The 22,342-nt window shown below is 63.6% G+C and carries 23 protein-coding genes and 1 pseudogene; 20 read left to right on the top strand and 4 right to left on the bottom strand.

Annotated elements, in window-relative coordinates:
- Positions 1-84 precede the first annotated feature (84 nt).
- From NKG99_RS08645 to NKG99_RS08630, 4 genes and pseudogenes are all read left to right on the top strand, one after another.
- Positions 85-542, top strand: a pseudogene (locus tag NKG99_RS08645) (hypothetical protein).
- The gene (locus NKG99_RS08640; RefSeq protein WP_352866306.1) at positions 539-1,294 is read left to right on the top strand and encodes an SDR family oxidoreductase; all 756 of its coding nucleotides are present in this window, start codon (positions 539-541) and stop codon (positions 1,292-1,294) included. Before NKG99_RS08645 ends, NKG99_RS08640 begins: the two are co-directional and overlap by 4 nt.
- Positions 1,295-1,318: 24 nt before the next feature.
- The gene (lpdA, locus tag NKG99_RS08635) at positions 1,319-2,725 is read left to right on the top strand and encodes a dihydrolipoyl dehydrogenase (protein WP_352866304.1); all 1,407 of its coding nucleotides are present in this window, start codon (positions 1,319-1,321) and stop codon (positions 2,723-2,725) included.
- Between the two features lie 739 nt (positions 2,726-3,464).
- Positions 3,465-3,941, top strand: a complete 477-nt coding sequence (locus tag NKG99_RS08630) for a DUF2867 domain-containing protein (RefSeq protein ID WP_352866302.1) — start codon at positions 3,465-3,467, stop codon at positions 3,939-3,941.
- 2 nt (positions 3,942-3,943) lie between these two features.
- On the opposite strand, the gene NKG99_RS08625 is transcribed toward NKG99_RS08630, so the two are convergent.
- On the bottom strand, positions 3,944-5,014 hold the full coding sequence (locus tag NKG99_RS08625; protein WP_352866301.1) for a TraB/GumN family protein: 1,071 nt from the start codon (positions 5,012-5,014) through the stop codon (positions 3,944-3,946).
- A 401-nt stretch (positions 5,015-5,415) separates the two neighbouring features.
- Positions 5,416-6,354 carry a tyrosine recombinase XerC gene (locus tag NKG99_RS08620; RefSeq protein WP_352866299.1) on the bottom strand — a complete coding sequence of 313 codons (939 nt, stop codon included), beginning with the start codon at positions 6,352-6,354 and terminating at the stop codon, positions 5,416-5,418.
- Between the two features lie 404 nt (positions 6,355-6,758).
- On the opposite strand from NKG99_RS08620, the gene rimM reads away from it, so the two are divergent.
- The gene (gene rimM, locus NKG99_RS08615; RefSeq protein ID WP_352866297.1) at positions 6,759-7,358 is read left to right on the top strand and encodes a ribosome maturation factor RimM; all 600 of its coding nucleotides are present in this window, start codon (positions 6,759-6,761) and stop codon (positions 7,356-7,358) included.
- Entirely contained in the window at positions 7,355-8,059 is a 705-nt protein-coding gene (gene trmD / locus NKG99_RS08610; protein ID WP_352866295.1) for a tRNA (guanosine(37)-N1)-methyltransferase TrmD, read from the top strand. The genes rimM and trmD overlap by 4 nt, the downstream gene beginning before the upstream one ends.
- Here trmD and NKG99_RS08605 read toward each other — a convergent pair.
- The gene (locus NKG99_RS08605; protein WP_352866292.1) at positions 8,041-8,793 is read right to left on the bottom strand and encodes a sulfite exporter TauE/SafE family protein; all 753 of its coding nucleotides are present in this window, start codon (positions 8,791-8,793) and stop codon (positions 8,041-8,043) included. The genes trmD and NKG99_RS08605 overlap by 19 nt on opposite strands.
- Positions 8,794-9,119: 326 nt before the next feature.
- Between NKG99_RS08605 and rplS the strand changes: the two genes are divergently transcribed.
- The 10 genes from rplS to NKG99_RS08555 all read left to right on the top strand — a co-directional run bounded on the left by rplS (position 9,120) and on the right by NKG99_RS08555 (position 18,367).
- Positions 9,120-9,668 carry a 50S ribosomal protein L19 gene (rplS, locus tag NKG99_RS08600; protein ID WP_352866290.1) on the top strand — a complete coding sequence of 183 codons (549 nt, stop codon included), beginning with the start codon at positions 9,120-9,122 and terminating at the stop codon, positions 9,666-9,668.
- 144 nt (positions 9,669-9,812) lie between these two features.
- Positions 9,813-10,247 carry an organic hydroperoxide resistance protein gene (locus NKG99_RS08595; protein WP_352866288.1) on the top strand — a complete coding sequence of 145 codons (435 nt, stop codon included), beginning with the start codon at positions 9,813-9,815 and terminating at the stop codon, positions 10,245-10,247.
- Entirely contained in the window at positions 10,244-10,744 is a 501-nt protein-coding gene (locus NKG99_RS08590) for a MarR family winged helix-turn-helix transcriptional regulator (protein WP_352866285.1), read from the top strand. The genes NKG99_RS08595 and NKG99_RS08590 overlap by 4 nt, the downstream gene beginning before the upstream one ends.
- A 177-nt stretch (positions 10,745-10,921) precedes the next feature.
- Positions 10,922-11,719, top strand: a complete 798-nt coding sequence (locus tag NKG99_RS08585; protein WP_352866284.1) for a transporter substrate-binding domain-containing protein — start codon at positions 10,922-10,924, stop codon at positions 11,717-11,719.
- A gap of 290 nt (positions 11,720-12,009) precedes the next feature.
- The gene (locus tag NKG99_RS08580) at positions 12,010-12,816 is read left to right on the top strand and encodes an amino acid ABC transporter permease (protein WP_352866281.1); all 807 of its coding nucleotides are present in this window, start codon (positions 12,010-12,012) and stop codon (positions 12,814-12,816) included.
- 54 nt (positions 12,817-12,870) lie between these two features.
- Positions 12,871-13,506, top strand: a complete 636-nt coding sequence (locus tag NKG99_RS08575) for a class I SAM-dependent DNA methyltransferase (protein ID WP_352866278.1) — start codon at positions 12,871-12,873, stop codon at positions 13,504-13,506.
- Between the two features lie 148 nt (positions 13,507-13,654).
- Complete coding sequence (locus NKG99_RS08570; RefSeq protein WP_352866276.1) at positions 13,655-14,026, top strand: VOC family protein; 372 nt, start codon at positions 13,655-13,657, stop codon at positions 14,024-14,026.
- 282 nt (positions 14,027-14,308) lie between these two features.
- Positions 14,309-15,718, top strand: coding sequence for a 3-isopropylmalate dehydratase large subunit (gene leuC, locus NKG99_RS08565; RefSeq protein WP_352630805.1), 1,410 nt, complete (start codon positions 14,309-14,311; stop codon positions 15,716-15,718).
- A gap of 158 nt (positions 15,719-15,876) precedes the next feature.
- Positions 15,877-17,073: a GGDEF domain-containing protein gene (locus NKG99_RS08560; protein ID WP_352866275.1), complete on the top strand. Its 1,197-nt coding sequence runs from the start codon at positions 15,877-15,879 to the stop codon at positions 17,071-17,073.
- Positions 17,074-17,149: 76 nt separating this feature from the next.
- Positions 17,150-18,367, top strand: a complete 1,218-nt coding sequence (locus NKG99_RS08555; protein WP_352866273.1) for a GGDEF domain-containing protein — start codon at positions 17,150-17,152, stop codon at positions 18,365-18,367.
- Between the two features lie 62 nt (positions 18,368-18,429).
- On the opposite strand, the gene NKG99_RS08550 is transcribed toward NKG99_RS08555, so the two are convergent.
- Complete coding sequence (locus tag NKG99_RS08550; protein ID WP_352866272.1) at positions 18,430-18,792, bottom strand: hypothetical protein; 363 nt, start codon at positions 18,790-18,792, stop codon at positions 18,430-18,432.
- A gap of 262 nt (positions 18,793-19,054) precedes the next feature.
- Here NKG99_RS08550 and NKG99_RS08545 point away from each other — a divergent pair, with 262 nt between their 5' ends.
- The 4 genes from NKG99_RS08545 to sdhA all read left to right on the top strand — a co-directional run bounded on the left by NKG99_RS08545 (position 19,055) and on the right by sdhA (position 22,342).
- On the top strand, positions 19,055-19,447 hold the full coding sequence (locus tag NKG99_RS08545; protein ID WP_352866271.1) for a hypothetical protein: 393 nt from the start codon (positions 19,055-19,057) through the stop codon (positions 19,445-19,447).
- Between the two features lie 255 nt (positions 19,448-19,702).
- Positions 19,703-20,107, top strand: coding sequence for a succinate dehydrogenase, cytochrome b556 subunit (sdhC, locus tag NKG99_RS08540; RefSeq protein WP_352866270.1), 405 nt, complete (start codon positions 19,703-19,705; stop codon positions 20,105-20,107).
- A 2-nt stretch (positions 20,108-20,109) separates the two neighbouring features.
- The gene (gene sdhD, locus NKG99_RS08535) at positions 20,110-20,505 is read left to right on the top strand and encodes a succinate dehydrogenase, hydrophobic membrane anchor protein (protein ID WP_352866268.1); all 396 of its coding nucleotides are present in this window, start codon (positions 20,110-20,112) and stop codon (positions 20,503-20,505) included.
- 1 nt (position 20,506) lies between these two features.
- Positions 20,507-22,342, top strand: a complete 1,836-nt coding sequence (gene sdhA / locus NKG99_RS08530; RefSeq protein ID WP_352866265.1) for a succinate dehydrogenase flavoprotein subunit — start codon at positions 20,507-20,509, stop codon at positions 22,340-22,342.

Raw genomic sequence — 22,342 nt, 5'->3', positions numbered from 1 at the left:
AGGGGAAGGGATCTGCGCGGCAGAATGACGACTTATTCCCTTAGCCTTTCTAAGGTTCTTTCGATCGTATCGATCGCGGCCGGCATGGCGTTGGCCGTCGCTGGCGCTCATGCTGCCTGCCCGATCGAGCTCGCCGTCTATGGCGACACCCAGAGCGGCAGCGAGATCGATTTTACGCCGACCGGAAAATCGGCGACCGTCACCAACACGTTCCGGATGATCCTCGACAACAATGTCGTGCTGAACGGCATCGTCATGTGGAACGAGGGCGTGTCTCGGCCGAACGGCGCGCTGATGTACAAGTGCCCGGAAGGCGACGTCACCGGCGAGGAGCTTGCCGCCTGCACGCCCTGGCATGGTGTCATCTACACATCGGACGACAAGGCAGCATCGGGCTGCTGCCGGCTGAAGGCGTCGAAGCACCGAAGACGCTTATCCTGCCAGATCTCGGTCCAGCGCTGCGCCAATCCTCGGCCTATGGCGGCAGCGGGTTTTCGAAAGTGCCGTGGGATGTGTTTGCCTTGAAGGGATGCCAGGAATGAGCGCGACGCAAAAAGTGCTGCTGGTCACCGGCGGCAGCCGGGGCATCGGTGCGGCGATCTGCCGGGTCGGCTCGAAGGCCGGCTACCGTGTCGCGGTCAACTACGCCTCGAACCGGAATGCCGCCGACGCACTGGTCGCCGAGATCAAGGCCGGCGGCGGCGAGGCTTTTGCCGTCAAGGGCGATGTCGGCGCCGAGTCCGATATCGTGGCCATGTTCGGCGCAGTAGACCGCGCCTATGGCCGGCTCGATGCCTTCGTCAACAATGCCGGCATCGTTGACGTCAAGGCGCGCGTCGACGAGATGGATGTGGCGCGGCTCGAACGCATGATGCGCATCAACGTCGTCGGCTCGTTCCTTTGCGCCCGCGAGGCGGTGAAGCGCATGTCGACCCGTCATGGCGGGTCGGGCGGATCCATCGTCAACATCTCGTCGGCGGCAGCGGCATTGGGGTCGCCGGGCGAGTTTGTCGACTATGCCGCCTCCAAGGGTGCCATCGACACTTTTACCATCGGGCTCGCCCGTGAGGTCGCGCTGGAAGGCATCCGCGTCAATGCGGTGCGGCCGGGCCTCATCGATACCGAGATCCATGCCTCTGGCGGACAGCCGGACAGGATAGAACGGTTCCGCGATTTACTGCCGATGAAAAGAGCGGGCACCGCGGATGAAGTCGCGGGTGCGGTTCTCTATCTTCTATCCGATGCCGCGTCCTATACGACGGGCGCGATCCTGAATGTCAGCGGCGGCCGCTGAGCCCCAATCAAGAAGGACAGTATCATGGCTTATGACGTCGTTATCATCGGATCGGGACCAGGCGGCTATGTCTGCGCCATCAAGGCGGCGCAGCTCGGGCTTAAGACGGCGGTGGTCGAGAAGAACGCGACCTTCGGCGGCACCTGCCTCAACATCGGCTGCATCCCGTCCAAGGCGCTGCTCCATGCCTCCGAGATGTTCGCCGAGGCCGGGCATTCCTTCGACACGTTGGGCGTCGAGATACCGGCACCGAAGCTGAACCTGAAGAAGATGATGGCGCACAAGGATGCGACGGTGTCTTCGAACGTCAACGGCGTCGCCTTCCTGTTCAAGAAGAACAAGATCGATGCGTTTCGCGGCACCGGCAAGGTGATCGCGGCTGGCAAGGTCTCGGTGACTGGCGAGGACGGCAAGGTCGAGGAGATCGAGACCAAGAACATCGTCATCGCCACCGGATCGGATGTCGCCGGCATTCCCGGGGTCGAGGTCGACATCGACGAGAAGGTGATCGTGTCGTCGACCGGCGCATTGTCGCTGGACAAGGTGCCAGGCCATCTGGTGGTGGTCGGCGGCGGTGTCATCGGGCTCGAGCTCGGCTCGGTGTGGGCCCGGCTCGGCGCCAAGGTCACCGTGGTCGAGTTCCTCGACACGATCCTGGGCGGGATGGACGGCGAGGTCTCCAAGCAGTTCCAGCGGCTTTTGTCGAAACAGGGTTTCGAGTTCAAGCTCGGCGCCAAGGTCACCGGCGTCGCCAAGGCGAAGAAGGGTGCCACCGTCACCTTCGAGCCGGTCAAGGGCGGTGCCGCTGAGACCATCGAAACCGACGCGGTGCTGATTTCGACGGGACGCCGCGCCTATTCCGACAGCCTCGGGCTGAAGGAAGCCGGCGTCGACGTCGACGAACGCGGCCGTGTCAAGACCGATGGCCATCTCAGGACCAACGTTCCCGGCATCTATGCCATCGGCGATGTCATCGCCGGGCCGATGCTTGCGCACAAGGCCGAGGATGAGGGCGTGGCGGTAGCGGAAACCATTGCCGGCCAGGCCGGCCATGTGAATTACGACGTCATTCCGAGCGTCGTCTACACCAGCCCCGAAATTGCCTCGGTCGGCAAGACCGAGGAAGAGCTGAAGAAGGCAGGCATCGACTACAAGGTGGGAAAGTTTCCGTTCAGCGCCAATGGCCGGGCGCGCGCCATGCTGCGCACCGACGGTTTTGTGAAGATCCTCGCCGACAAGGCGAGAGACCGCGTGCTCGGCGTGCATATCGTCGGCTTCGGCGCCGGCGAGATGATCCACGAGGCGGCGGTGCTGATGGAGTTCGGCGGCTCGTCCGAGGATCTCGCCCGCACCTGCCACGCGCATCCGACGATGTCGGAAGCGGTGAAGGAGGCGGCGTTGGCAACGTTCTTCAAGCCGCTCCACATTTAGCTAAAAGCGACCAACGCTTCGTGGTCCCAGGGCGGAGGGGAGCGAGCGACGTCGCCGTGACCTGGCATCCATGCCGCGACGAAAGTGCGCCGCGGCGGTGCGGAATTCTGTTCCGCCACTCTTCTCGGCTGCGACATGAATCCTCGGGTGAAGCCGACGAGCGCGCGGCACTTCGCCCCAAAGCAAAACGGCCCGCCTTTCAGCGGGCCGTTTGTATTTGATGTCGGGCCGATCTATTGGGCCGGCGCTGGGGCCGGTGCGGGTGCGGGCGCTGGCGCCGGGGCAGGCGCCGGTTCCGCAGGTGCAGGTGCGGGTTCGGCCGGCTTCATCGGTTCCGCCGGTGCGGGCGCGGGGGCCGGTGTGCTGGCCGCCGGCGGCTCGGCCGGTGCCGGGCGCTCACCACTTCTTCCGAAAACATAATACGCGACAACCGCCAGAATAACGACGACCAGTGCAATCAGCCAACCACTGCCGCCGCCGCCACTTGGCCTCGGAGTGTTGGTGGATGGATTGAACGGGTCGTTTGGATTCGGTGCGTTCGCCATAAAAGTGTCCTCCGTGGATGAAAAATATCAATCAACACCAATCAACGCGCAATCATCGAACTGGTTTCACGCTAGGGTTGGAAAACGCCAAAAACAAGGACAATCCTGCCTCTCCGGAGCCGGAATGGCGTCGTTTCGCCACGCAGTGCACCGAGTTTGTGCCTGCTATGGTCGTTTCGGAGGATATTGCCGTGATGAATCGCACAGCGCAGCCTGTCCCGAATCACTACGACGCTCTTGCCGGAGCCCAGTTCGCCGACCGCTATGTGCTGATCACCGAAGGTCTTTCGTTGACCGCACTCGGTGCCGCCGAACGGGCTTTGGGGCGAACGCCGCGATGGGTCGGTAGGCTCACGGCGCTGCGCAACCTTGCCGTCAGGCCGTTCCGGCTGAAGACAGGCCTCGAACCCGCGGTGTTGCCGGCTGACCGGATCGGAATATTTCCGCTCATCAGCCAGTTTCCCGGCAAGGTCGTGCTTGGCCTCGACGATCGGCATCTCGATTTCCGCGTCCTGGTCGAAGTCAGGGATCTCGGCATGGGCCGGCAGGAGGTGGCCGCAACGACGGTCGTCAAGACGCACAATTGGCTCGGGCGCGCCTATCTGGCGATCGTCATGCCGTTTCACCGGATCATCGTTCCGGCGATGCTGGCTCAGATCCTGGTCAAGTAAAGCTAAAGTCCGACAGGCGTGACGGTGTAACCGGCCTTGCGGAAATCCTCGACTAGGCCTTCGGGGCCGGGAAGGTGGAGGGCACCGACCGCCATGAAGGCATTGCCCCTGGCAAGGATCGGTTCGGCATGCTCGACCATCACCTTGTTGCGGCTGGTGATCATGGTTTCCTCGAACGCCGCATAGCCCGCGGGGTCGTCCTGTCCTTCTGGCATGGCCGCGCGAAACAGCGGCCAGAACATGCCGGTGTCGCCGCGCTGGTAGAGCACGATCATGGTTTCGTTGATGTCGTTGACCTTGTCGCCGAGCTTCAGCGTGTCGACGAGGCCCTTCATGTGAAAGGCCAGCGGCAGCGAGGCCATGGCGCGCAGCTGGCTTTCAGCCGTCTCCAACCCTTCCACCGGCTTGCCGGCAGCCTTTGCACCTTCCGCCAGCTTGACGTCGAGAACCGGTGCGCCACCGGACTGGCGGGCGAGCTCGCAGGCCGGCAGCGCCATCATGGCCGAGAGCATCCACGGCTTCATCTTGGCAACGGTCGCCGGCGGGATGCCGCGGGCGTCGAGGGCGGTGTTCATGGCCGCCGCATCGTCGGGCGACAGCAGCGACGCCAGCGTCGTGCTATCGGTGAACATCATCAGGTCCGGCTCCTTGAGCATCGCGACCATCATCTTCTGCTTGTCGAGCACGTCGGTGGTTTCGATGACGATGGTGCCGGCGGCGTCATAGGCCTTCTGGGCGTCCGGCGGCAGAGCGGTGACGCGCGGGTCGGTCATATGCATGGTGCCGAACAAGAAGGACGGCTTCTCGCCTGGCTTTTCCAGCTTCCACAACAGGCCTTTGCCATTCGGTGTGGCCGCGGCTTCCGCCTCGATCTTGCGGTAGGTCTCCGGATCGTCCTTCTGCAAGGCCGACAGCATGTCGGCGCCGGTGCAGGTCGGGATTTCGGCATGCGCCCTGCCGGTCGCGAACAGCAACACGGCGAGGAACGACAGGAAAAACAGGACGTTGAGCGCGACAAGCAGCTTCAGGGAGATGTGAGCCGCACGGTCGGCGATGGCGATGACGCGTTTCATGATCCTCTTCTAGGACCGAAAAGCGGCAAAACGGTTAATCGGAGCCGTGAAATTGTCTTTGACCGGTTCTGGTTTCTCGGCGCGGACGTTTGAGCCGCTTGCGTTGACGCACGGTATGCCTCGGCAATTGGTGGTAACCCCCCGCTTCGTCATCCACGGGCGGAGCAAGGAGCGCAGCGACGCAGCGCAGACCCGAGGATCCTGTGTGTTGTTCCCATGCTATGTTTGAAGTGGGAAGGAGACCGAGAGGATCCTGGTCGCCTTTCACTTCAAAGCGCCACTATGGTGCAGAATTCTGCACCGCCGCATTCTTCGGCCAAGGTCCCGGCATGGATCCCAGGGTCTGCGCGCCGCTTCGCGTCGCTCCGCCCTAGGATGACGAATTTGGGGGCTTCCAGCGGTTATGCCCTTGGATGCGCCGCCTCATAGATCTCGAGCAGCCGCGCCGTGTCGACGCCGGTGTAGATCTGCGTCGTCGACAGGCTGGCGTGGCCCAAGAGCTCCTGGATGGTGCGCAGGTCGCCGCCGCGCCCCAGCAGATGCGTGGCGAAGGAATGGCGCAGCGCGTGCGGCGTCGCGGTGTCGGGCAGGTTGAGCGCCGAGCGCAGTTTCGCCATGTCGCGCTGGACGATGGCCGGGTTGAGCGGGCCGCCACGGGCGCCACGGAACAACATTCCCTTGGGGTCGAGATGATAGGGGCAGAGCCGGCGGTATTCGGCGATGGCCCGCAGCGCCACCGGCAGCACCGGCACCAGCCGCGTCTTGCCGCCCTTGCCGGTGACGCGCAGCACGGTGTCCGCCTCGGATGCCAGCTCGGCGCCGGCCAGCCCAAGCGCCTCGGAAATGCGCAGGCCCGAGCCGTAGAGCAGCGTCAGCACGGCGGCGTTGCGGGCAGCGATCCAGGGCTCTTCCGCCAATTGGCCTTCGACGGAAACGATATGCTTGGCATCGCTTGCCGTCAGCGGCTTGGGCAGCGATTTGGGCTGGCGCGGCGCGCGAAGGGCTGCCGCACCCGCGGCATTGGCAAGACCGCGCCGCTCGAGGAAACGCAGCAGCGAACGGATGCCGGCGAGACCCCGGCCGAGCGTGCGGGCACCGGCGCCGGCGTTGCGCCGTGCAGCGAGAAAGCCGCGCAGATCGGCCGGGCGCAGGTTGGCGATGTCCGAAATGCCGGGAGAGCCGCCGCAATGGCCGGTGAGGAAATGCAGGAACTGGCGCGTGTCGCGCTCATAGGCTTCCACCGTCTCGGGCGACAGCCGACGTTCTCGCGCGAGCATCTTCAGCCAGCTTTCGCGTGCCGCCTGGAGATCGGGTTTGGCCGGGATAAGGAATTCCTGCATGGCGTGCTTCCAATTCCCTACCATTTTCCGACAGCCGGGTTAGGAAGCGGTGAAGAGGTGTCATTGAAAAGATGCCCGGTGGGGACTAGGAGATCGTCGATTGGTGACACAAACCTTGGTGATTGGCTGAAATGCCAGGTCGCTTCGTCGTCCTGGGGCGGAGCAGGAGCGAAGCGACGTCGCGGAGGCCCCGGGATCATGCCGTGACCTGTGTGCGCCGCTGCGTTACAAGTCTGATAACTTTGCGATGGAGACCACGCGAAGTGTCTGCAAATACAGAGTTGGCAGGAATGAGACCCTTTCTGAACTGCCGTGCTTTCTGGTCGCCGTAACGGAATGGATCCTCGGGTCTGCGCAGTCGCTTCGCGCCTGCTCCGCCCGCGGATGACGAAGGTAAAAGCGCCATGAGCAAGCCCCAGAACCCTGTCCAGATGGCCGTGATCGGCGCCGCCCACGGCATCAAGGGCGAATTGCGGGTGAAGACCTTCACCGGTGAGCCGCTGGCGCTGGCCGATTACGGGCCGCTCTATGACAAGGACGGCCGCGCCTTCCAGATCATCGACATCAGGCCCGCCAACACCGTCGTCGTGGTTCGCTTCAAGGGCATTGCCGACCGCAACGCGGCGGAGGCGCTGGCCGGCACGGAGCTGTTCGTCGACCGCTCGGTGCTGCCGGACGACGGCGAAGAAGACGAATTCTATCATGCCGACCTTGTCGGCCTGGAAGTCCGGGACGACACGGGTGCTGTGCTCGGTAAGGTGGTCGCGGTGCATAATTTCGGCGGCGGCGACATTCTCGATGTGACATTGGGCGGGCGCAAGGGCGTGCTGATTCCGTTCACGCAGGCCGCCGTGCCACAAGTGTCGATCGCCGAAGGCTTCGTCCGTGTCGACCCGGCGGCGGCCGGGCTGGTCGAGGACGAGGATGGCGATGGCCCGCGCGAAGAAGACTTCGACCCGAAGGGCAGGCCGCGCGGACCGAGCGACGCCGGGGGCAACCGGTGAGTTTTTTCGCCTCGGTGCTGACGCTCTATCCCGAGATGTTCCCGGGCGCGCTCGGCCTGTCGCTGGCCGGGCGTGCGCTCGAGGCCGGCACATGGTCTCTGGAGGTGGTCCAGATCCGCGACTTTGCCACCGACCGCCACCGCACCGTCGATGACACGCCTGCCGGCGGCGGCGCCGGCATGGTGATGCGCGCCGACGTGCTGGCGAAAGCCATAGATCACACCTCGCCGCCAGGCGATTTGCGGCCGCGGCTGCTGATGAGTCCGCGTGGCAGGCCACTGACCCAGGCCCGCGTGCGCGAACTGGCCGCCGGTCCTGGTGCCGTCATCGTCTGCGGGCGTTTCGAAGGCGTCGACCAGCGGTTGATCGAAGCGCGTGGCCTGGAAGAGGTTTCGATCGGCGATTTCATCCTCTCCGGCGGTGAACCGGCGGCACTCGTGCTGCTCGATGCGGTGGTGCGGCTGTTGCCCGGCGTGATGGGCAATGCTGTATCGGGCGAGGAGGAGAGTTTCGAGAACGGCCTGCTCGAACATCCGCACTACACGCGGCCGCAGGAGTTTGAAGGCCGCGAGATTCCCGAGGTGCTGATTTCGGGCAACCACAAGAAGATCGCTGCCTGGCGGCGGGCTCAGTCCGAAGCGCTGACGAGGGAGAGGCGGCCTGATTTGTTGGGCGCCGCTGCTCAGCCTTTCCAAAAGTAATAGAAGGCCAAAAAGAGGCCGACGGCGACGACGAAGCCGCGCACCGCGTTTTGTGGCACGCGCTTGGCGATCCAGACGCCCGCATAGCCGCCCAGCGCGCCGCCCGGGATCATGATGATCGCCTGAGGCCAGGCGACGACGCCGCCCGAGACGAAGACGACGATCGCGACAGCGGCGATGACCATGGCCAGCATGTTCTTCAGTGCGTTGAGCCGGTGGTAGTCGCCGGCTTGTGTGAGGCCGTGCGTTGCCAGCATCATCACGCCCATGCCGGCGCCGAAGAAGCCGCCATAGACGGCGGTGGCGAACTGCGTCAGCGAACCGGCGAGTGATCCCACTGACGCTTCATGGCCGGGTTTTGGCGCGGGCTTTAGCCAGGGCCCTGCGGCGAACAGGGCCGTCGCGCCCAACAGCAGCCATGGCACCAGGGCGCGAAACGACGGGTTGTCCAGCGCCAGCAGGATCAGCGCGCCGGCCAGCGCGCCGGTCGCCGATATCAGGCACAGCACAAGCGCGCCGCGCCAGAAATGCCTGATGTCGGCCGAGTAGGCGAGCGTCGAGGTGATGTAGCCTGGAAATTGCGTGACCGAGGAGGTGGCGTTGGCGACGATCGGCGGCAGGCCGACCAGTGTCATGGCGCCGAATGTGATGAAGGTGCCGCCACCGGCGACCGCATTGGCGGCGCCTGACAGAAAGCCCGCCAGGAACAGCAGGATGGCATCGAAGACAGACATGGGGGTGGCCGCTCAAAACTGTGGTATCGCAGGCTTAGGAGGCCTGAGGGACCGGAGCAACCCGGCACGGCAAGATTACGATGGTGCCATGCGAGCAGAAAAATGCGCGGCCAAGGCGTGACAAAGCCGCGAAATAGCTGTATGTGCCCGCCCGTACCGGCCAGAGAGAATCTGCCGGACCCGTCAACAATGACGGTGTAGTCGCCCCTGCCCGATGTTTCAAAGACAAATGTCTCGAACAAAAGGCATAGCCGAGCGGTCAATGGAACTGCAAGGCGAGTGTCGGACGCTCTGACTGTCGGAAGAACAAGAAGTGGACTATTGAGATGGATATTCTCCGTCAGCTCGAGGCCGAACAGGCCGCCAAGATCGAAGCCAAGCGCAAGCTTCCCGAATTCCAGCCCGGCGACACAGTGCGTGTCCAGGTCCGCGTGACCGAAGGCACCCGCACCCGCGTCCAGGCTTATGAGGGCGTCGTCATCGCCCGCGCCGGTGCCGGCTTCCAGGAGAACTTCACCGTTCGCAAGATTTCCTACGGCGAAGGCGTCGAGCGCGTGTTCCCGGTCTACTCGCCGATGATCGAAGGCGTCGAGATCGTGCGCCGCGGCAAGGTGCGTCGCGCCAAGCTCTATTACCTGCGCGATCGTCGCGGCAAGTCGGCCCGTATTTCGGAAAACACCGGCGTGCGCGCCCGCAAGCTGAACGACGAGGAGCGCGATGCGCTGAACGCCGAGAAGGCCCGCATCGAGGCCGAGAAGGTGGCAGCCGCCGAGGCTCTGGCCGTCGAGAAGGCCGCCCAGGACGCCGCCGAGAAGAAGGCCGCCGCCGAGGCAGCTGAAGCCGCCAAGGCAGCGGAAGCAGCCACCGCCGAATAAGATTTTCGACGAGCATGTTCAAAAAGGCGGCTTCGGCCGCCTTTTTCGTTCCCGGAGAACGGTTGGGCTTGGCAGGAAATTCTCGGTTGACTCGATTTATATCGTGTACTAAACAATCGTGCACTATTTAAATGGAGAAGCGAGATGCCTGCATTGTATTCCACCCAAGCCCGCGCCGTCGGCGGCCGCGCCGGCCATGTCCAGAGCGATGATGGCCTGCTCAGCCTCGACCTTGCCATGCCCAAGGAGCTTGGCGGCAAGGGCGGTGCCACCAATCCCGAGCAGCTTTTCGCCGCCGGCTATGCCGCCTGCTTCGAAAGCGCCATGCGCTTCATCGCCGGCAAGCAGAAGCTGCCGCTGCAGGACGCTTCGGTGACGGCCAATGTCAGCCTGCACAGCAATGCGCAGGGCGGATTTGTGCTTGGCGTGTCGCTCGCGGCGGAAACGAAAGGTCTTGATCAAACGGCGGCGGAAGCGCTTGTATCGGCGGCGCATCAGGTTTGCCCCTATTCCAACGCCATCAAGGGCAACATCGAAGTGGCGCTTTCGGCAAAGGCGCTTCCGGCAAAGGCAGCATGACCGCGGAAACGACAACCAGGTCCAAGCAAACCCCGGCGCAATTCGCCGGGGTAGCAAAACTCGACCAACAGCTCTGCTTCGCGCTCTATTCGGCAAGTGGGCTGATGACGCGGCTGTATCGGCCGTTGCTCGATCCGCTCGGCCTGACCTATCCGCAATATCTGGCCATGCTGGCGCTGTGGGAACGGGCACCAAGCACGGTGGGCGAGCTTGGCGAGGCGCTCGGGCTGGATTCGGCGACATTGACGCCGCTGCTCAAGCGGCTGGAGGCAGGTGGCCTGGTCACGCGCCGTCGCGATCCCGCCGACGAGCGCCGCGTTCTGGTCGAGCCGACGGCGAAGGGCCAGGCACTGCGCGAGCAGGCCAGAAGCGTGCCGGCGGCGATGCTTTGCAATCTGCCGCTGGAAGCCGACGAGTTGAAATCCCTGCACCACACCCTGACGCGGTTCGTCTCCGGCTTGCGCAAGGCGGATCCCGGCACCGCGAACCAGAGCTGATCGCCGCCGCGGCATTGTTCCTTCTCGAATTGCGGGATTGAAGGTATTGGATTCCGCTTTCGCGTGCACTGACGCAGCGGAGCGTCTTGCATGACGCTTACGGAAAGCTAAAGTCGGCGCCGGATTTTCCTGCAAGCCCGGCCATGCCCGGGTCATTCAATTCCCGGGGAGTGTGTCATGACCAAATCGAAACTGCTGCTGGCAGGCCTGCTTGCCTTCATCCTCGCGCCCGTCGCCACGTTCGCGCAGGCGCTTCCCGATCTCGGCGGCAAGAAAGTGGTGGTGGTCACCGAAAACGCCTATCCGCCGCTGCAGTTCATCGATGCCAAGACCGGCAAGCAGATCGGCTGGGAATACGACGCGATGAACGAGATCGCCAAGCGGCTCAATTTCACGGTCGAGTACCAAAACACCTCCTGGGACGCGATGATCCAGGCGGTTTCCGACAACCAGTACAACATCGGCATGACCGGCATCACCATCAAGGACGACCGCAAGGAGAAGGTCGATTTTTCCGACCCCTATATGCGTTCGGAACAGTTCATGCTGGTGCGCGGCGATGAAAGCCGCTTCACCGACGCCAAGACCTTCGGCGCCTTCAAGGACGGGCTGGTCGGCGCGCAGGCCGGCACCACGCCCTTCTACACCGCCGTCTACAGCGTGCTCGACGGCAACGAGCAGAACCCGCGCATCAAACTGTTCGAGACGTTTGGTGCGACGGTGCAGGCGCTGAAATCCGGCGACGTCGATGTCGTGCTGACCGACGGCACCGCGGGCAAGGGCTATGTCGATGCTTCCGAAGGCAAGCTGAAGCTGATCGGCGGGCCGCTCGGCACCGAGGATTTTGGCTTTATCTTCCCGAAGGGTTCGGATTTGGTGAAGCCGGTCAACACGGCCATCGCCGCGTTGAAGGCCGACGGGACGCTCGAAGCGCTGAACAAGAAGTGGTTTCTTGATTATAAGATGGGGCAGTAGGCCCTGTTGCCGCTTTCGCTAATCGCAAACGCCAAGCAACAGGCGTGGTTGGCAAAGCTGCCAATCTCCCCCCTTGCGGGGGAGATGCCCGGCAGGGCAGAGGGGGGTGTGAAGGAACGCGACGTTTCGATCCTAAGCTTTTCCAAAGAGAATCCGGGCGGAGCCCGTGGCGGTGATCGGTTGACAGGCTGGAGGGACAGCACCCCCCTCTGTCCTGCCGGACATCTCCCCCGCAAGGGGGGAGATCGGCTGCCCTTGCGAGGGCAGCCGTTCACCAGCGTTGGGAATTGATGCCCCCCGCTTCCTCCAAAGCCGACTTCCCCTGGTGGCTCGTCGTTGCCGTAGCCATCGCGATCGCGGTGGCCGTCTTCGTCGCCACCAGCGACCTCTACGCCCAGGTCTTCGCCACCGTTGCCAAGGGCATCGGCATCACCATCTTCGTCACCGTGATCGCCTTCGTGCTGGCCTCGGTCATTGGCCTCGGTATCGCGCTGATGGGAATGTCCGGCTCGCGTTTGATGCGCCAGATCGCGCGCTTCTATGTCGAGATCATCCGTGGCGTGCCGATCCTGGTGCTGTTGTTCTGGATCGCCTTTGTCGGTGCACCGGCTTTCGTCGCGGCCTGGAACGCGCTGACCGCGCCGCTGCAAAACGCCGGCCTGTTCGGCGAGCTTCTGGTGCGCGACGTTTCGCTGCTGTGGCGCGCCATCATGGCGCTGACCATCGGCTATTCGGCCTTCATCTCGGAGGTTTTCCGGGCCGGCATCCAGGCGGTGGAGAAAGGCCAGATCGAGGCGGCGAAGGCGCTCGGGTTGAGCCGGGCGCAGCGCTTCCGGCTGATCGTGTTCCCACAGGCCATCCGCACCATCCTGCCGCCGCTCGGCAATGATTTCGTCGCTCTGGTCAAGGATTCCTCGCTGGTCTCGGTGCTCGGGGTCGCCGACATCACGCAGATGGGCAAGGTCTATGCCGCCGGCTCGTTCCGCTTCTTCGAGACCTATTCGATCGTGGCCTATATCTATCTCATCCTGACGGTAGGCCTGTCCTTGGCCTTGCGGGCACTGGAACAGCGACTGCATCGTCAGCACGAGCAATAGTTTTCGGGCCAAGACAGCGCTACGATCTCTCAGCATTCTCGTTGAGGAGGTCCCATGATTGTCGACAAAGCCAATGCGGCGCTGGATTCGGTCTATACGGCCGACACGCCGGAGGCGATTGAAGAGGCCTATGCCGCATGGGCCGCGACCTACGACAGCGAAACCGCGTCGCTCGGCTATCTCCTGCCTTTCCTGATCGCCGCCTGGGTGGCGCGCCATGTGCCGGCGGGCGATGGGCCATTGCTCGATGCCGGCTGCGGCACCGGTCTGTCGGGGCCGTCGCTGAAGGCACTCGGCTACCGCGACATTGCCGGGCTCGACCTTTCCGACGACATGCTGAAGATCGCCGGCAGCCGCAATGCCTACAGCGAGCTGAAACAGGCGATGCTCGGCGGTCCGCTGCCATGGCCGGATGGCCATTTCCGCGCCTTCTTCTCCACCGGCGTGTTCACCATCAGCCACGCGCCGGCCTCAGGCTTGCACGAACTGGTGCGCATTACCGGCCAGGGCGGGCATGCGATCTTCACCGTGCGTGACCAAGTGTTCGAAAGCGGCGGTTTTCAGGCCGTGTTCGACGAGCTGGAACAGATGAAAAAATGGCGGGCGGTCGAGCAAAGCCCATGGTTCCGCTGCTATGCGATCGCCGAGCCGGATGCGTTGGTGAAGACTTTTGTGTTCGAAATCCTGTAGCGGAGTGAAGCCTGGTCTTCGGCATCCAAGCACCCATCGGCCGGAACTATGTGCAAGTCAGTGCGTTCCGAAAGCGTGAGGCTGCGCCTCACTGCGAAAGCGGGTTATGGCGCCGCCGCGGTAATTCGGCACAAGAGGAGAAGGCTGAATGGCGTCCGTCCGTTATATCGTTGCCGACATAGACAAGGCGGTAGAATTTTACCGAGATAATCTCGAATTCAAGGTCGAAATGCACAATCCTGGCAAGTTCGCGGCGCTGCTTCGCGACGATCTTACGCTGTATCTCAGCGCTCCAGGTGCGGGAAGCGGTGGTCAGGCCGGAGGTGATCCGGAACCAGGCGGATGGAACAGGTTCATGATCATAACCAAGGGGCTGGATGCCCTGATCAACCGGTTGCGCGCGGCCGACGTGACGTTCCGCGGGAACATCAGCGATGGCGGTGCGGGCCGGGCTATTCTGCTTGAAGATCCCTCGGGCAACGTCATTGAGCTGTTCGAATTCAAGAAGGACAGACAGTGATCTCCCCATTTCGTGGGGCGAGGCACCAGGTTCCGCGAAGGCACGCAATTGCCGAAAAGCCAAAACATTGGTATGAGCCACGCCATGGAAGAGCTTTTTGGCGATCCGGCCTATAAGGGGTTCGTGCTGCAGGACAGAAAACGCCTGCCGTCGCGCTTCTCCGCGCGCGTGTCCGGGGCGCTGACCAGCCGGCTTAGCTAGGCCGACCTGTCCAGGTCGTTTCGCCGGGCCGAAAGTCAGGCGTATGCTCTTTCCCATTCTCATATCGACGGATTTACGCACATGAGCGCACCGCGCACCCTCTACGACAAGATTTTCGACGACCATGTCGTCGACCGCCAGGATGACGGCACCTGCCTGCTCTATATCGACCGCCACCTCGTCCATGAAGTGACCAGCCCGCAGGCTTTCGAAGGCCTGCGCATGACCGGCAGAAAAGTCCGGCATCCGGAAAAGACGCTGGCCGTGGTCGATCACAATGTGTCGACCTCGCCCGAGCGCAAGTTCGGCATCAAGAACGAGGAAAGCCGCATCCAAGTCGAGGCGCTGGCCAAGAACGCCAAGGATTTCGGCGTCGAATATTATTCCGAGAACGATATCCGCCAGGGCATCGTCCACATCATCGGTCCGGAGCAGGGTTTCACCTTGCCCGGCATGACCATCGTCTGCGGTGACAGCCACACCTCGACCCATGGTGCTTTCGGAGCATTGGCGCACGGCATCGGCACGTCCGAGGTCGAGCATGTGCTGGCGACGCAGACGCTGATCCAGCGCAAGGCCAAGAACATGCTGGTGCGCGTCGACGGCCAGCTGCCGGAAGGCGTCACCGCCAAGGACATCATCCTGGCGATCATCGGCGAGATCGGCACCGCCGGCGGCACCGGCTATGTCATCGAATATGCCGGCGAGGCGATCCGTGCGCTGTCGATGGAAGGCCGCATGACGATCTGCAACATGTCGATCGAAGGCGGCGCGCGCGCCGGCCTGATCGCCGCCGACGAGACGACCTTCGCCTATGTCAAGGACAAGCCGCGCGCCCCGAAGGGCGCGGCCTGGGATGCGGCGCTCGAATACTGGAAGACGCTGCAGTCCGACGAGGGCGCGCATTTCGACAAGGTGATCGTGCTCGACGCGGCCAAGCTGCCGCCGATCGTCTCCTGGGGCTCGTCGCCCGAGGATGTCGTGTCGGTGCAAGGCATCGTACCGAACCCGGAAGACATCACCGATGAAAACAAGCGCACCTCCAAGCAGCGCGCGCTCGACTATATGGGGCTGACGCCGGGCACCAAGATCACCGATATCTCGCTCGATCGAGTCTTCATCGGCTCCTGCACCAATGGCCGCATCGAGGACCTGCGCGCCGTTGCCAAGGTGGTCGAAGGCAAGACGGTCAGCCCGCATGTCGATGCGATGATCGTGCCGGGTTCCGGCCTGGTCAAGGAACAGGCGGAAGCCGAAGGCCTCGACAAGATCTTCATCGCCGCCGGCTTCGACTGGCGCGAGCCGGGTTGCTCGATGTGCCTTGCCATGAACGACGACCGGCTGAAGCCGCATGAGCGCTGCGCCTCGACCTCGAACCGAAATTTCGAGGGACGCCAGGGTTTCAAGGGCCGCACCCATCTGGTGTCGCCGGCGATGGCGGCGGCGGCGGCGATCGCAGGGCACTTCGTCGACATCCGCGAGTGGAAATAGCAGGAAGCGCCGGCTTCGTGCGAATACCAGGCCCCGGAGCGCTTTGCGGCTCCGGGGCTTTTTTTAACCGGTTCGTTCACATATTCGCCTTCGCTTAACCGCTTGTTTGCGCTTGCGCTCTAAGTCTTTCCCGACGTAAGCGGGGAAATCACAGTCGTTTGGACACGGGCCTGCTCATAGCGCTGCTCAACCCGACGATAGCGTTGGCGCTCGGCGCCGCGTTCCTCGTGCTATGGTCCTATCAACGGCACCGCCCCTATCTAGCCGTGCTGGCGATCAGCTACGGTCTTTCAGCGGTAGGCTTCCTGCTGCAGTATTTTACCTTGCCGATCGGCATGCCGCTGACCAAGCTGGCTTCGAACATCTGCTTCACCATCGCCGGCTGCTGCCTGTCCAGCGCCATCGTCCATCGCCATGGCCGCAAGGTGCCCTATGTGGGGATTGGCGTGCTGGCGGGCGGCGGCCTGGTGTCGTTTTGCTGGTTCCTGTTCGTCGCGCCGGATCTCACCTGGCGCATCCTGGCGATGAATTTCGCTTTCGGTGGGATCAGCCTTCTGGTCGCCGCCGAACTGCGCCCGGTGCGCAACAACGGTCCGACCGAAAAAATCCTGTTCGTGCTGTCGCTGCTGTCGGGCGTCAACTTCTTCGTGCGCACCCTTGTCGTCGTCATCGCGCACGGTCCTTTCATCAGTTATGACGGGTTCTACGGCTCCTCCTACTGGACGACGGCGCTTCTGTCGCACGCGCTGCTGTCGCTGCTCACTGCGCTGTGCCTGTTTTGCGCCGCCGCGCTCGACGTGATGAAGGCGCTGAAGACCGAGACGCACACCGATCCGCTGTCGGGCCTGTTCAACCGGCGTGGCTTCGAGGAACGCGGCATGCTGCTCCTGCGGCACTGCGCCACGGCCCGTTTCCCGGTCGCGCTTGTGCTGGCCGACCTCGATCATTTCAAGGCGCTCAACGATGTGCACGGGCATGCGGCGGGCGATCGGGTGATTGCCGATTTCGCCGCCAAGCTTCGGTCGGCGGCGGGCGCGCGCGGTGTTGCCGGGCGTATCGGCGGCGAGGAATTCGCCGTGCTGCTGCCGCTCACCGATCTCGCCGCCGCGCGGCTGTTCGCCGAGGCGGTGCGCACGGTTTATTCGGCCGGTCATGTCGACGGGCTTCCTGCCGGGACGAAGGTGACAGCCAGCTTCGGCGTGGCGGCCCGTAGCGGTGACGAGACGCTGGAGCCGCTGATGCGCCGTGCCGACGACGCGCTCTACAAGGCCAAAAAGAATGGCCGCGACAGCGTGCGCCTGTCCTATGAGCGGCCGGAAACGGCGTTCGTTCCGGAGTCGCTCAAGGCCGGCTGATCTTGTCCAGACGAGTTGGCGTTAACGTCTTCTTCGCCCGTCGATGCTTAGCTGTCGGGACGGGTGCGGGAAGAACATGAGCGGCGCCAACTTCATCCTGTTGATCAATTTGTCGGTTGCCGGCCTGCTGGCGGCATCCTTCATGGCGGTCGCGTTTCATGACGTCGGCCGCGCGCCGGCGCGTTTGCTGGCGTTTGGCTACCTGCTGGGCATGGCCTATTCGGCGATCGAATTCGGCATTCCCGCTTTCAACGACGCGCGGCTCCCGGTCGTTGCCGCCTTCGCGGTTTTCCTTGGCGCGACCATTGCGGTCAATGGCGGACTTGCCCGCAAGTACGGCGTGACGCCGCCCTGGCTGCCGATGCTGTTGTTCCTGGTCGCCTCGGCCATAGCTGTGTATTTCGTGCAGGACCTGCCGCGCCAGTCGCTGGTGCGCATGATGGCCTACCAGCTTCCCTATGCGGTCATGCAGTTCGTCGGGTTGGCCATCGTCTGGTCGTCGAGGCAAAGCCTCGCCCGTCTCGACCGCATACTGATGGCGGTGCTGGCGGCCTGCGGCCTGCAGTTTGCCTCCAAGCCGTTCATCGCGCATGCGCTGGGCGGCTGGGGCGCCAATCCGCAAGCCTATCTGCAAAGCAGCTACGCGCTGGTGTCGCAGTCGCTCGGCACTGTGTTTGCGCTGGCGCTGGCGCTGCTGATGCTGGCCATCCTGGTCCGCGACGTGCTTGCCGAAGTGACGTCGAAATCGGAGACCGACACGCTTTCGCGCCTGCTCAACCGCGGCGGCTTCACCCGCCATGCGGAGCTGGCGGTGCTGGGCGCGATGCGGCAAGGCGTGCCGGTCGCCCTGGTCATCGCCGATCTCGATCACTTCAAGAGCGTCAACGACAGTTTCGGCCACGCGTCCGGCGACCGGGTGATCGAGACCTTCGCCGGCTTCCTGCGCGAGGCGGCCGCCGGCCATCATGTCGCCGGCCGCGTCGGCGGCGAGGAGTTCGCCATCATGCTGCCGGGAACCAATCTTGCCGCCGCCCGGCTGTTCGCCGAGGGCACGCGCAGTGCTTTCGGCGCGCTGCCCATCGACGGGCTGCCGGCGGACAACCGCTGCACCGCGAGCTTCGGCGTCGCCGAGCTTCATCCGAGCGAAGACTTTGCCGATCTGATGCGGCGCGCCGACCAGGCGCTTTACCAGGCGAAGAATGCCGGGCGCGATTGCGTACGCGTCTCCGCCGGGCCGGCCGGCAACGGGTCGTCAGCCGGGATGGAAGCCAGAGCAATTCCAGGAAAAGTGTGAAACGGTCTTCCCGGGAAAAGCGCCTAGCGCTTTCCCCTGAGAATCGCGTCCAAACGAAGAGCCTAGCGGCAGGGGCTGAGTTCCGGCATCTCACCGTCGGAAAGCCCGTACATATAGGAACGGCCCTTCACCAACACCGGCGGCCGGTAGCAATCGCTATAGCCTGATATCTCGTCGGCTTCGTTCTCGTAGATCACCTTGGGCTGGCCGGCGCTGGTGTAGTCGGACAGTTGCTTGGCCAGCCTGCCTTTGCCGACGAGGATGCGCTTGTAGCCGGCGGCGCTGTCGATGACGAGATTGCCGAAGGAATCGGCGTAGACGCGATCCTGATGACGTGTTCCGGCGAGCGCGGGCGCTGCCGGGCCGACGATCGAGGCCGCCACTATGAGCGCCGCAACGCGCGACCTGCCCGAATTCGAACGCATGGCGTCCTCCGTGTCTTGAGGAAAGCCTCCTCGAATCGGAAATTAACGATTTCTTAACCTTTGTTAAGAGGCTGACGCGCTTCGCGGTGATGTCTCGGTAAACATGGTTAATATCCGTTAATATCCGACTGGATGGAAAGCCCGGTGGCCATCATTCGGCCATGCTTGGCCGCACCATCGCGCTTGGCGTCCGTCTCGGCGTCGGGATGACCTTGATCTTGGCAAAGCATCGCGGCTGATTCGCCGCGCGGGAGGACAGCCTATGGCGCTAGGCCGGACGTTTCGGGCAACGCTTGCCCTTTCGCCGCTTCTGATCGCCATGGCCTGCGTGCCGCAGGGCAACGAGCCCAAGGCCGGCAACAAGATCGCCGCATTGGCCTCGCCGGCGCTCTCGGCGGGTGGCACCGTCACCGATGTGACCGCGCCGCAGCCGCGCACCGCGACCTACAGCTGTGCCGACGGCGGCAGGATAACCATCGAGAATCTCGGTACCTTGGTGCATGTCGTCGGTTCCGACGGCGCCAGCGAGGATCTGCGGGCCTCGCCGGCCAACCAGAACAGCCGTTACGAGCAGGCGCATGACGCGATTGTGATCGACGGTCGCGAGGCGCTGGTCATGAAGGCGGGCTCGACGCCGGTGACCTGCAAGCGCTAGCGCGAATCTCAATACGGCCAGCCTTGGGCCAGACATGCTGCACTGCAGCGATATCGAGCCGGCTTCAGGTCATGAGCGCCTAATCGATTGAAGCCAGAGCCAGACTTTTAGTCAGACTAAATTACGTTTTCGAAACGGTTTTCCGGCTTTGACGCGGTGCAAAAAGAGCATTAGAAACCGGCTGTCCGAAGTCGCAGCCGGAAGCGGCAATGCCGCATTTCCACCTGAGGCAGGAGACGCCGAACTGGGGGAGCCATGAGCAAATCACCAGCCACCCGCGCCAGACCTCTTTCGCCGCACCTCACGGTGTACCGGCCGCCGATCACGATGACGATGTCGATCATCCATCGTATTACCGGCGGCGCGCTGTATTTCGGCACGCTGCTGGTCGCGCTGTGGCTGATGGCGGCGGCAAGCTCACAGGCGACCTTCGACTGGGTCAGCTGGGCCTTCGGCACCTGGCTCGGCCGGTTGATCCTGTTCGGTTACACCTGGGCGCTGATGCATCACATGCTGGGTGGCGTGCGCCATCTGGTCTGGGACACCGGCGCCGGCCTCGAGAAGCACACGGCCTCGAAGATCGCCTGGGCGACGCTGGCCGGCTCGATCCTGCTCACGCTGCTGATCTGGATCGCCGGCTATATGGCGCGAGGAGCCTGATCATGAGCGGCAACAACTCCGACATGCGCACGCCGCTGGCGAAGGTCCGCGGCCTCGGGTCCGCCCGCGAGGGCACCGGACATTTCTGGCGCCAGCGCCTGACCGCGATCGCCAACATCCCACTGATACTGTTCTTCGTCGGCTTCCTGATCGCGCTCAACGGCGCAAGCTATGCCGAAGTGCGGACAGCGCTCGCCAACCCGTTCGTGGCGCTGGTGATGGCCCTGGTGCTCGTCTCCGGGCTCACCCATATGCGGCTCGGCATGCAGGCGATCATCGAGGATTACGTGCATGGCGAGGGCATCAAGCTGGCGCTGATCGCGCTCAACACATTTTTTCCCATAGCGGTCGGCGTCGCCTCGATCTTCGCCCTGCTCAAGCTGACATTCGGAGGCTGAGTTGGCCAAGGACGCAAAACAAGCCAACAGCGCTGGCTACACTTATGTCGACCACAAGTTCGACGTGGTGGTCGTCGGTGCCGGCGGTGCCGGCCTGCGCGCCACGCTCGGCATGGCCGAACAGGGCCTGCGCACCGCCTGCATCACCAAGGTGTTCCCGACCCGCTCGCACACGGTGGCGGCGCAAGGCGGCATAGCCGCTTCGCTTGCGAACATGGGACCCGACAATTGGCAATGGCATCTCTTCGATACCGTCAAGGGTTCGGATTGGCTGGGCGACATCGACGCGCAGGAATACATGGTCCAGCAGGCGCCCGCCGCCGTCTACGAACTCGAACATTACGGCGTGCCGTTCTCGCGCACCGAAGAAGGCAAGATCTATCAGCGGCCGTTCGGCGGCATGATGATGAATTTCGGCGAAGGCCCTCCGGTGCAGCGCACCTGCGCCGCCGCCGACCGTACCGGCCATGCCATGCTGCATACGCTCTACGGCCAGTCGCTGAAGCACAACGCGCAGTTCTTCATCGAGTATTTCGCGCTCGACCTGATCATGGAGCCGGACGGCACCTGCACCGGCGTCGTCGCCTGGAACCTCGATGACGGCACCATCCACCGCTTCTCGGCCAAGATGGTGGTGCTGGCGACGGGCGGCTATGGCCGCGCCTATTTCTCGGCGACCTCGGCGCACACCTGCACCGGCGACGGCGGCGGCATGGCGGCACGTGCCGGCTTTCCGCTGCAGGACATGGAGTTCGTGCAGTTCCACCCGACCGGCATCTATGGCGCCGGCTGCCTGATCACCGAAGGGGCGCGCGGCGAGGGCGGCTATCTCGTCAATTCCGAAGGCGAGCGCTTCATGGAGCGCTACGCGCCGTCGGCCAAGGACCTTGCCTCGCGCGACGTCGTCTCGCGATGCATGACGCTGGAAATCCGCGAAGGCCGCGGCGTCGGCCCGAAGAAGGACCACATTTTCCTGCACCTCGACCACCTCGATCCTGCCGTTCTGCACGAGAGGCTGCCGGGCATTTCGGAATCGGCCAAGATCTTCGCCGGCGTCGACCTGACCAAGGAGCCGATCCCGGTGCTGCCGACGGTGCACTACAATATGGGCGGCGTGCCGACCAATTACTGGGGCGAGGTGCTCAACCCGACAACGCTCAATCCCGACCAGGTGTCGCCGGGGCTGATGGCGGTCGGCGAGGCTGGCTGCGCCTCGGTGCACGGCGCCAACCGGCTCGGTTCGAACTCGCTGATCGATCTTGTGGTGTTCGGCCGCGCGGCGGCGATCCGCGCGGGCCAGGTCATCGACCGCAATTCGGCGATCCCTTCGCCCAATGAGGCCTCGGTCGAAAAGATCATGGACCGCTTCGATCGGCTGCGCCACGCCAACGGCTCGATGCCGACCGCGGTACTGCGTGAGAAGATGCAGAAGGCGATGCAGGAAGACGCTGCGGTGTTCCGCACCCAGGAATCGCTGGACAGTGGCTGCGAACGCATTTCCCAGATCTGGGGCGAGCTCAAGGACATAAAAGTGTTCGATCGCTCGATGATCTGGAATTCCGATCTGGTCGAGACGCTGGAATTGGAAAACCTGATGGCTAATGCCATCACCACGGTCCATGGCGCCGCGGCGCGCAAGGAGAGCCGCGGCGCGCATGCGCGGGAGGATTTTTCGGCGCGCGACGACAAGGTCTGGCGCAAGCACACTCTTGCCAAGGTGAGCGAAGACGGCGAGGTGACGCTCAGCTATCGGCCAGTGCACACCGAACTGCTGCTAAAGGAAGAAAATGGCGGTATCAACCCGGCCAAGATCGCACCGAAGGCCAGGGTGTATTGA

Origin of the sequence: Mesorhizobium sp. M1409 (assembly GCF_040317535.1) — a bacterium.
GTDB lineage: Bacteria > Pseudomonadota > Alphaproteobacteria > Rhizobiales > Rhizobiaceae > Mesorhizobium.
This window is presented reverse-complemented; position numbering and strand designations above follow the sequence as displayed.

What these genes read in the sequence shown, in the direction of transcription:
- sdhD (WP_352866268.1), top strand. Translation starts at nt 20,110, where the DNA reads ATGAGCGGCAACAACTCCGACATGCGCACGCCGCTGGCGAAGGTCCGC.
- NKG99_RS08625 (WP_352866301.1), bottom strand. Translation starts at nt 5,014, where the DNA reads ATGAAACGCGTCATCGCCATCGCCGACCGTGCGGCTCACATCTCCCTG.
- NKG99_RS08640 (WP_352866306.1), top strand. Translation starts at nt 539, where the DNA reads ATGAGCGCGACGCAAAAAGTGCTGCTGGTCACCGGCGGCAGCCGGGGC.
- NKG99_RS08595 (WP_352866288.1), top strand. Translation starts at nt 9,813, where the DNA reads ATGCCTGCATTGTATTCCACCCAAGCCCGCGCCGTCGGCGGCCGCGCC.
- sdhC (WP_352866270.1), top strand. Translation starts at nt 19,703, where the DNA reads ATGAGCAAATCACCAGCCACCCGCGCCAGACCTCTTTCGCCGCACCTC.
- NKG99_RS08620 (WP_352866299.1), bottom strand. Translation starts at nt 6,354, where the DNA reads ATGCAGGAATTCCTTATCCCGGCCAAACCCGATCTCCAGGCGGCACGC.
- NKG99_RS08630 (WP_352866302.1), top strand. Translation starts at nt 3,465, where the DNA reads ATGAATCGCACAGCGCAGCCTGTCCCGAATCACTACGACGCTCTTGCC.
- NKG99_RS08550 (WP_352866272.1), bottom strand. Translation starts at nt 18,792, where the DNA reads ATGCGTTCGAATTCGGGCAGGTCGCGCGTTGCGGCGCTCATAGTGGCG.
- NKG99_RS08545 (WP_352866271.1), top strand. Translation starts at nt 19,055, where the DNA reads ATGGCGCTAGGCCGGACGTTTCGGGCAACGCTTGCCCTTTCGCCGCTT.
- NKG99_RS08570 (WP_352866276.1), top strand. Translation starts at nt 13,655, where the DNA reads ATGGCGTCCGTCCGTTATATCGTTGCCGACATAGACAAGGCGGTAGAA.
- NKG99_RS08555 (WP_352866273.1), top strand. Translation starts at nt 17,150, where the DNA reads ATGAGCGGCGCCAACTTCATCCTGTTGATCAATTTGTCGGTTGCCGGC.
- lpdA (WP_352866304.1), top strand. Translation starts at nt 1,319, where the DNA reads ATGGCTTATGACGTCGTTATCATCGGATCGGGACCAGGCGGCTATGTC.
- leuC (WP_352630805.1), top strand. Translation starts at nt 14,309, where the DNA reads ATGAGCGCACCGCGCACCCTCTACGACAAGATTTTCGACGACCATGTC.
- NKG99_RS08580 (WP_352866281.1), top strand. Translation starts at nt 12,010, where the DNA reads ATGCCCCCCGCTTCCTCCAAAGCCGACTTCCCCTGGTGGCTCGTCGTT.
- NKG99_RS08605 (WP_352866292.1), bottom strand. Translation starts at nt 8,793, where the DNA reads ATGTCTGTCTTCGATGCCATCCTGCTGTTCCTGGCGGGCTTTCTGTCA.
- rimM (WP_352866297.1), top strand. Translation starts at nt 6,759, where the DNA reads ATGAGCAAGCCCCAGAACCCTGTCCAGATGGCCGTGATCGGCGCCGCC.
- NKG99_RS08575 (WP_352866278.1), top strand. Translation starts at nt 12,871, where the DNA reads ATGATTGTCGACAAAGCCAATGCGGCGCTGGATTCGGTCTATACGGCC.
- NKG99_RS08590 (WP_352866285.1), top strand. Translation starts at nt 10,244, where the DNA reads ATGACCGCGGAAACGACAACCAGGTCCAAGCAAACCCCGGCGCAATTC.
- rplS (WP_352866290.1), top strand. Translation starts at nt 9,120, where the DNA reads ATGGATATTCTCCGTCAGCTCGAGGCCGAACAGGCCGCCAAGATCGAA.
- NKG99_RS08585 (WP_352866284.1), top strand. Translation starts at nt 10,922, where the DNA reads ATGACCAAATCGAAACTGCTGCTGGCAGGCCTGCTTGCCTTCATCCTC.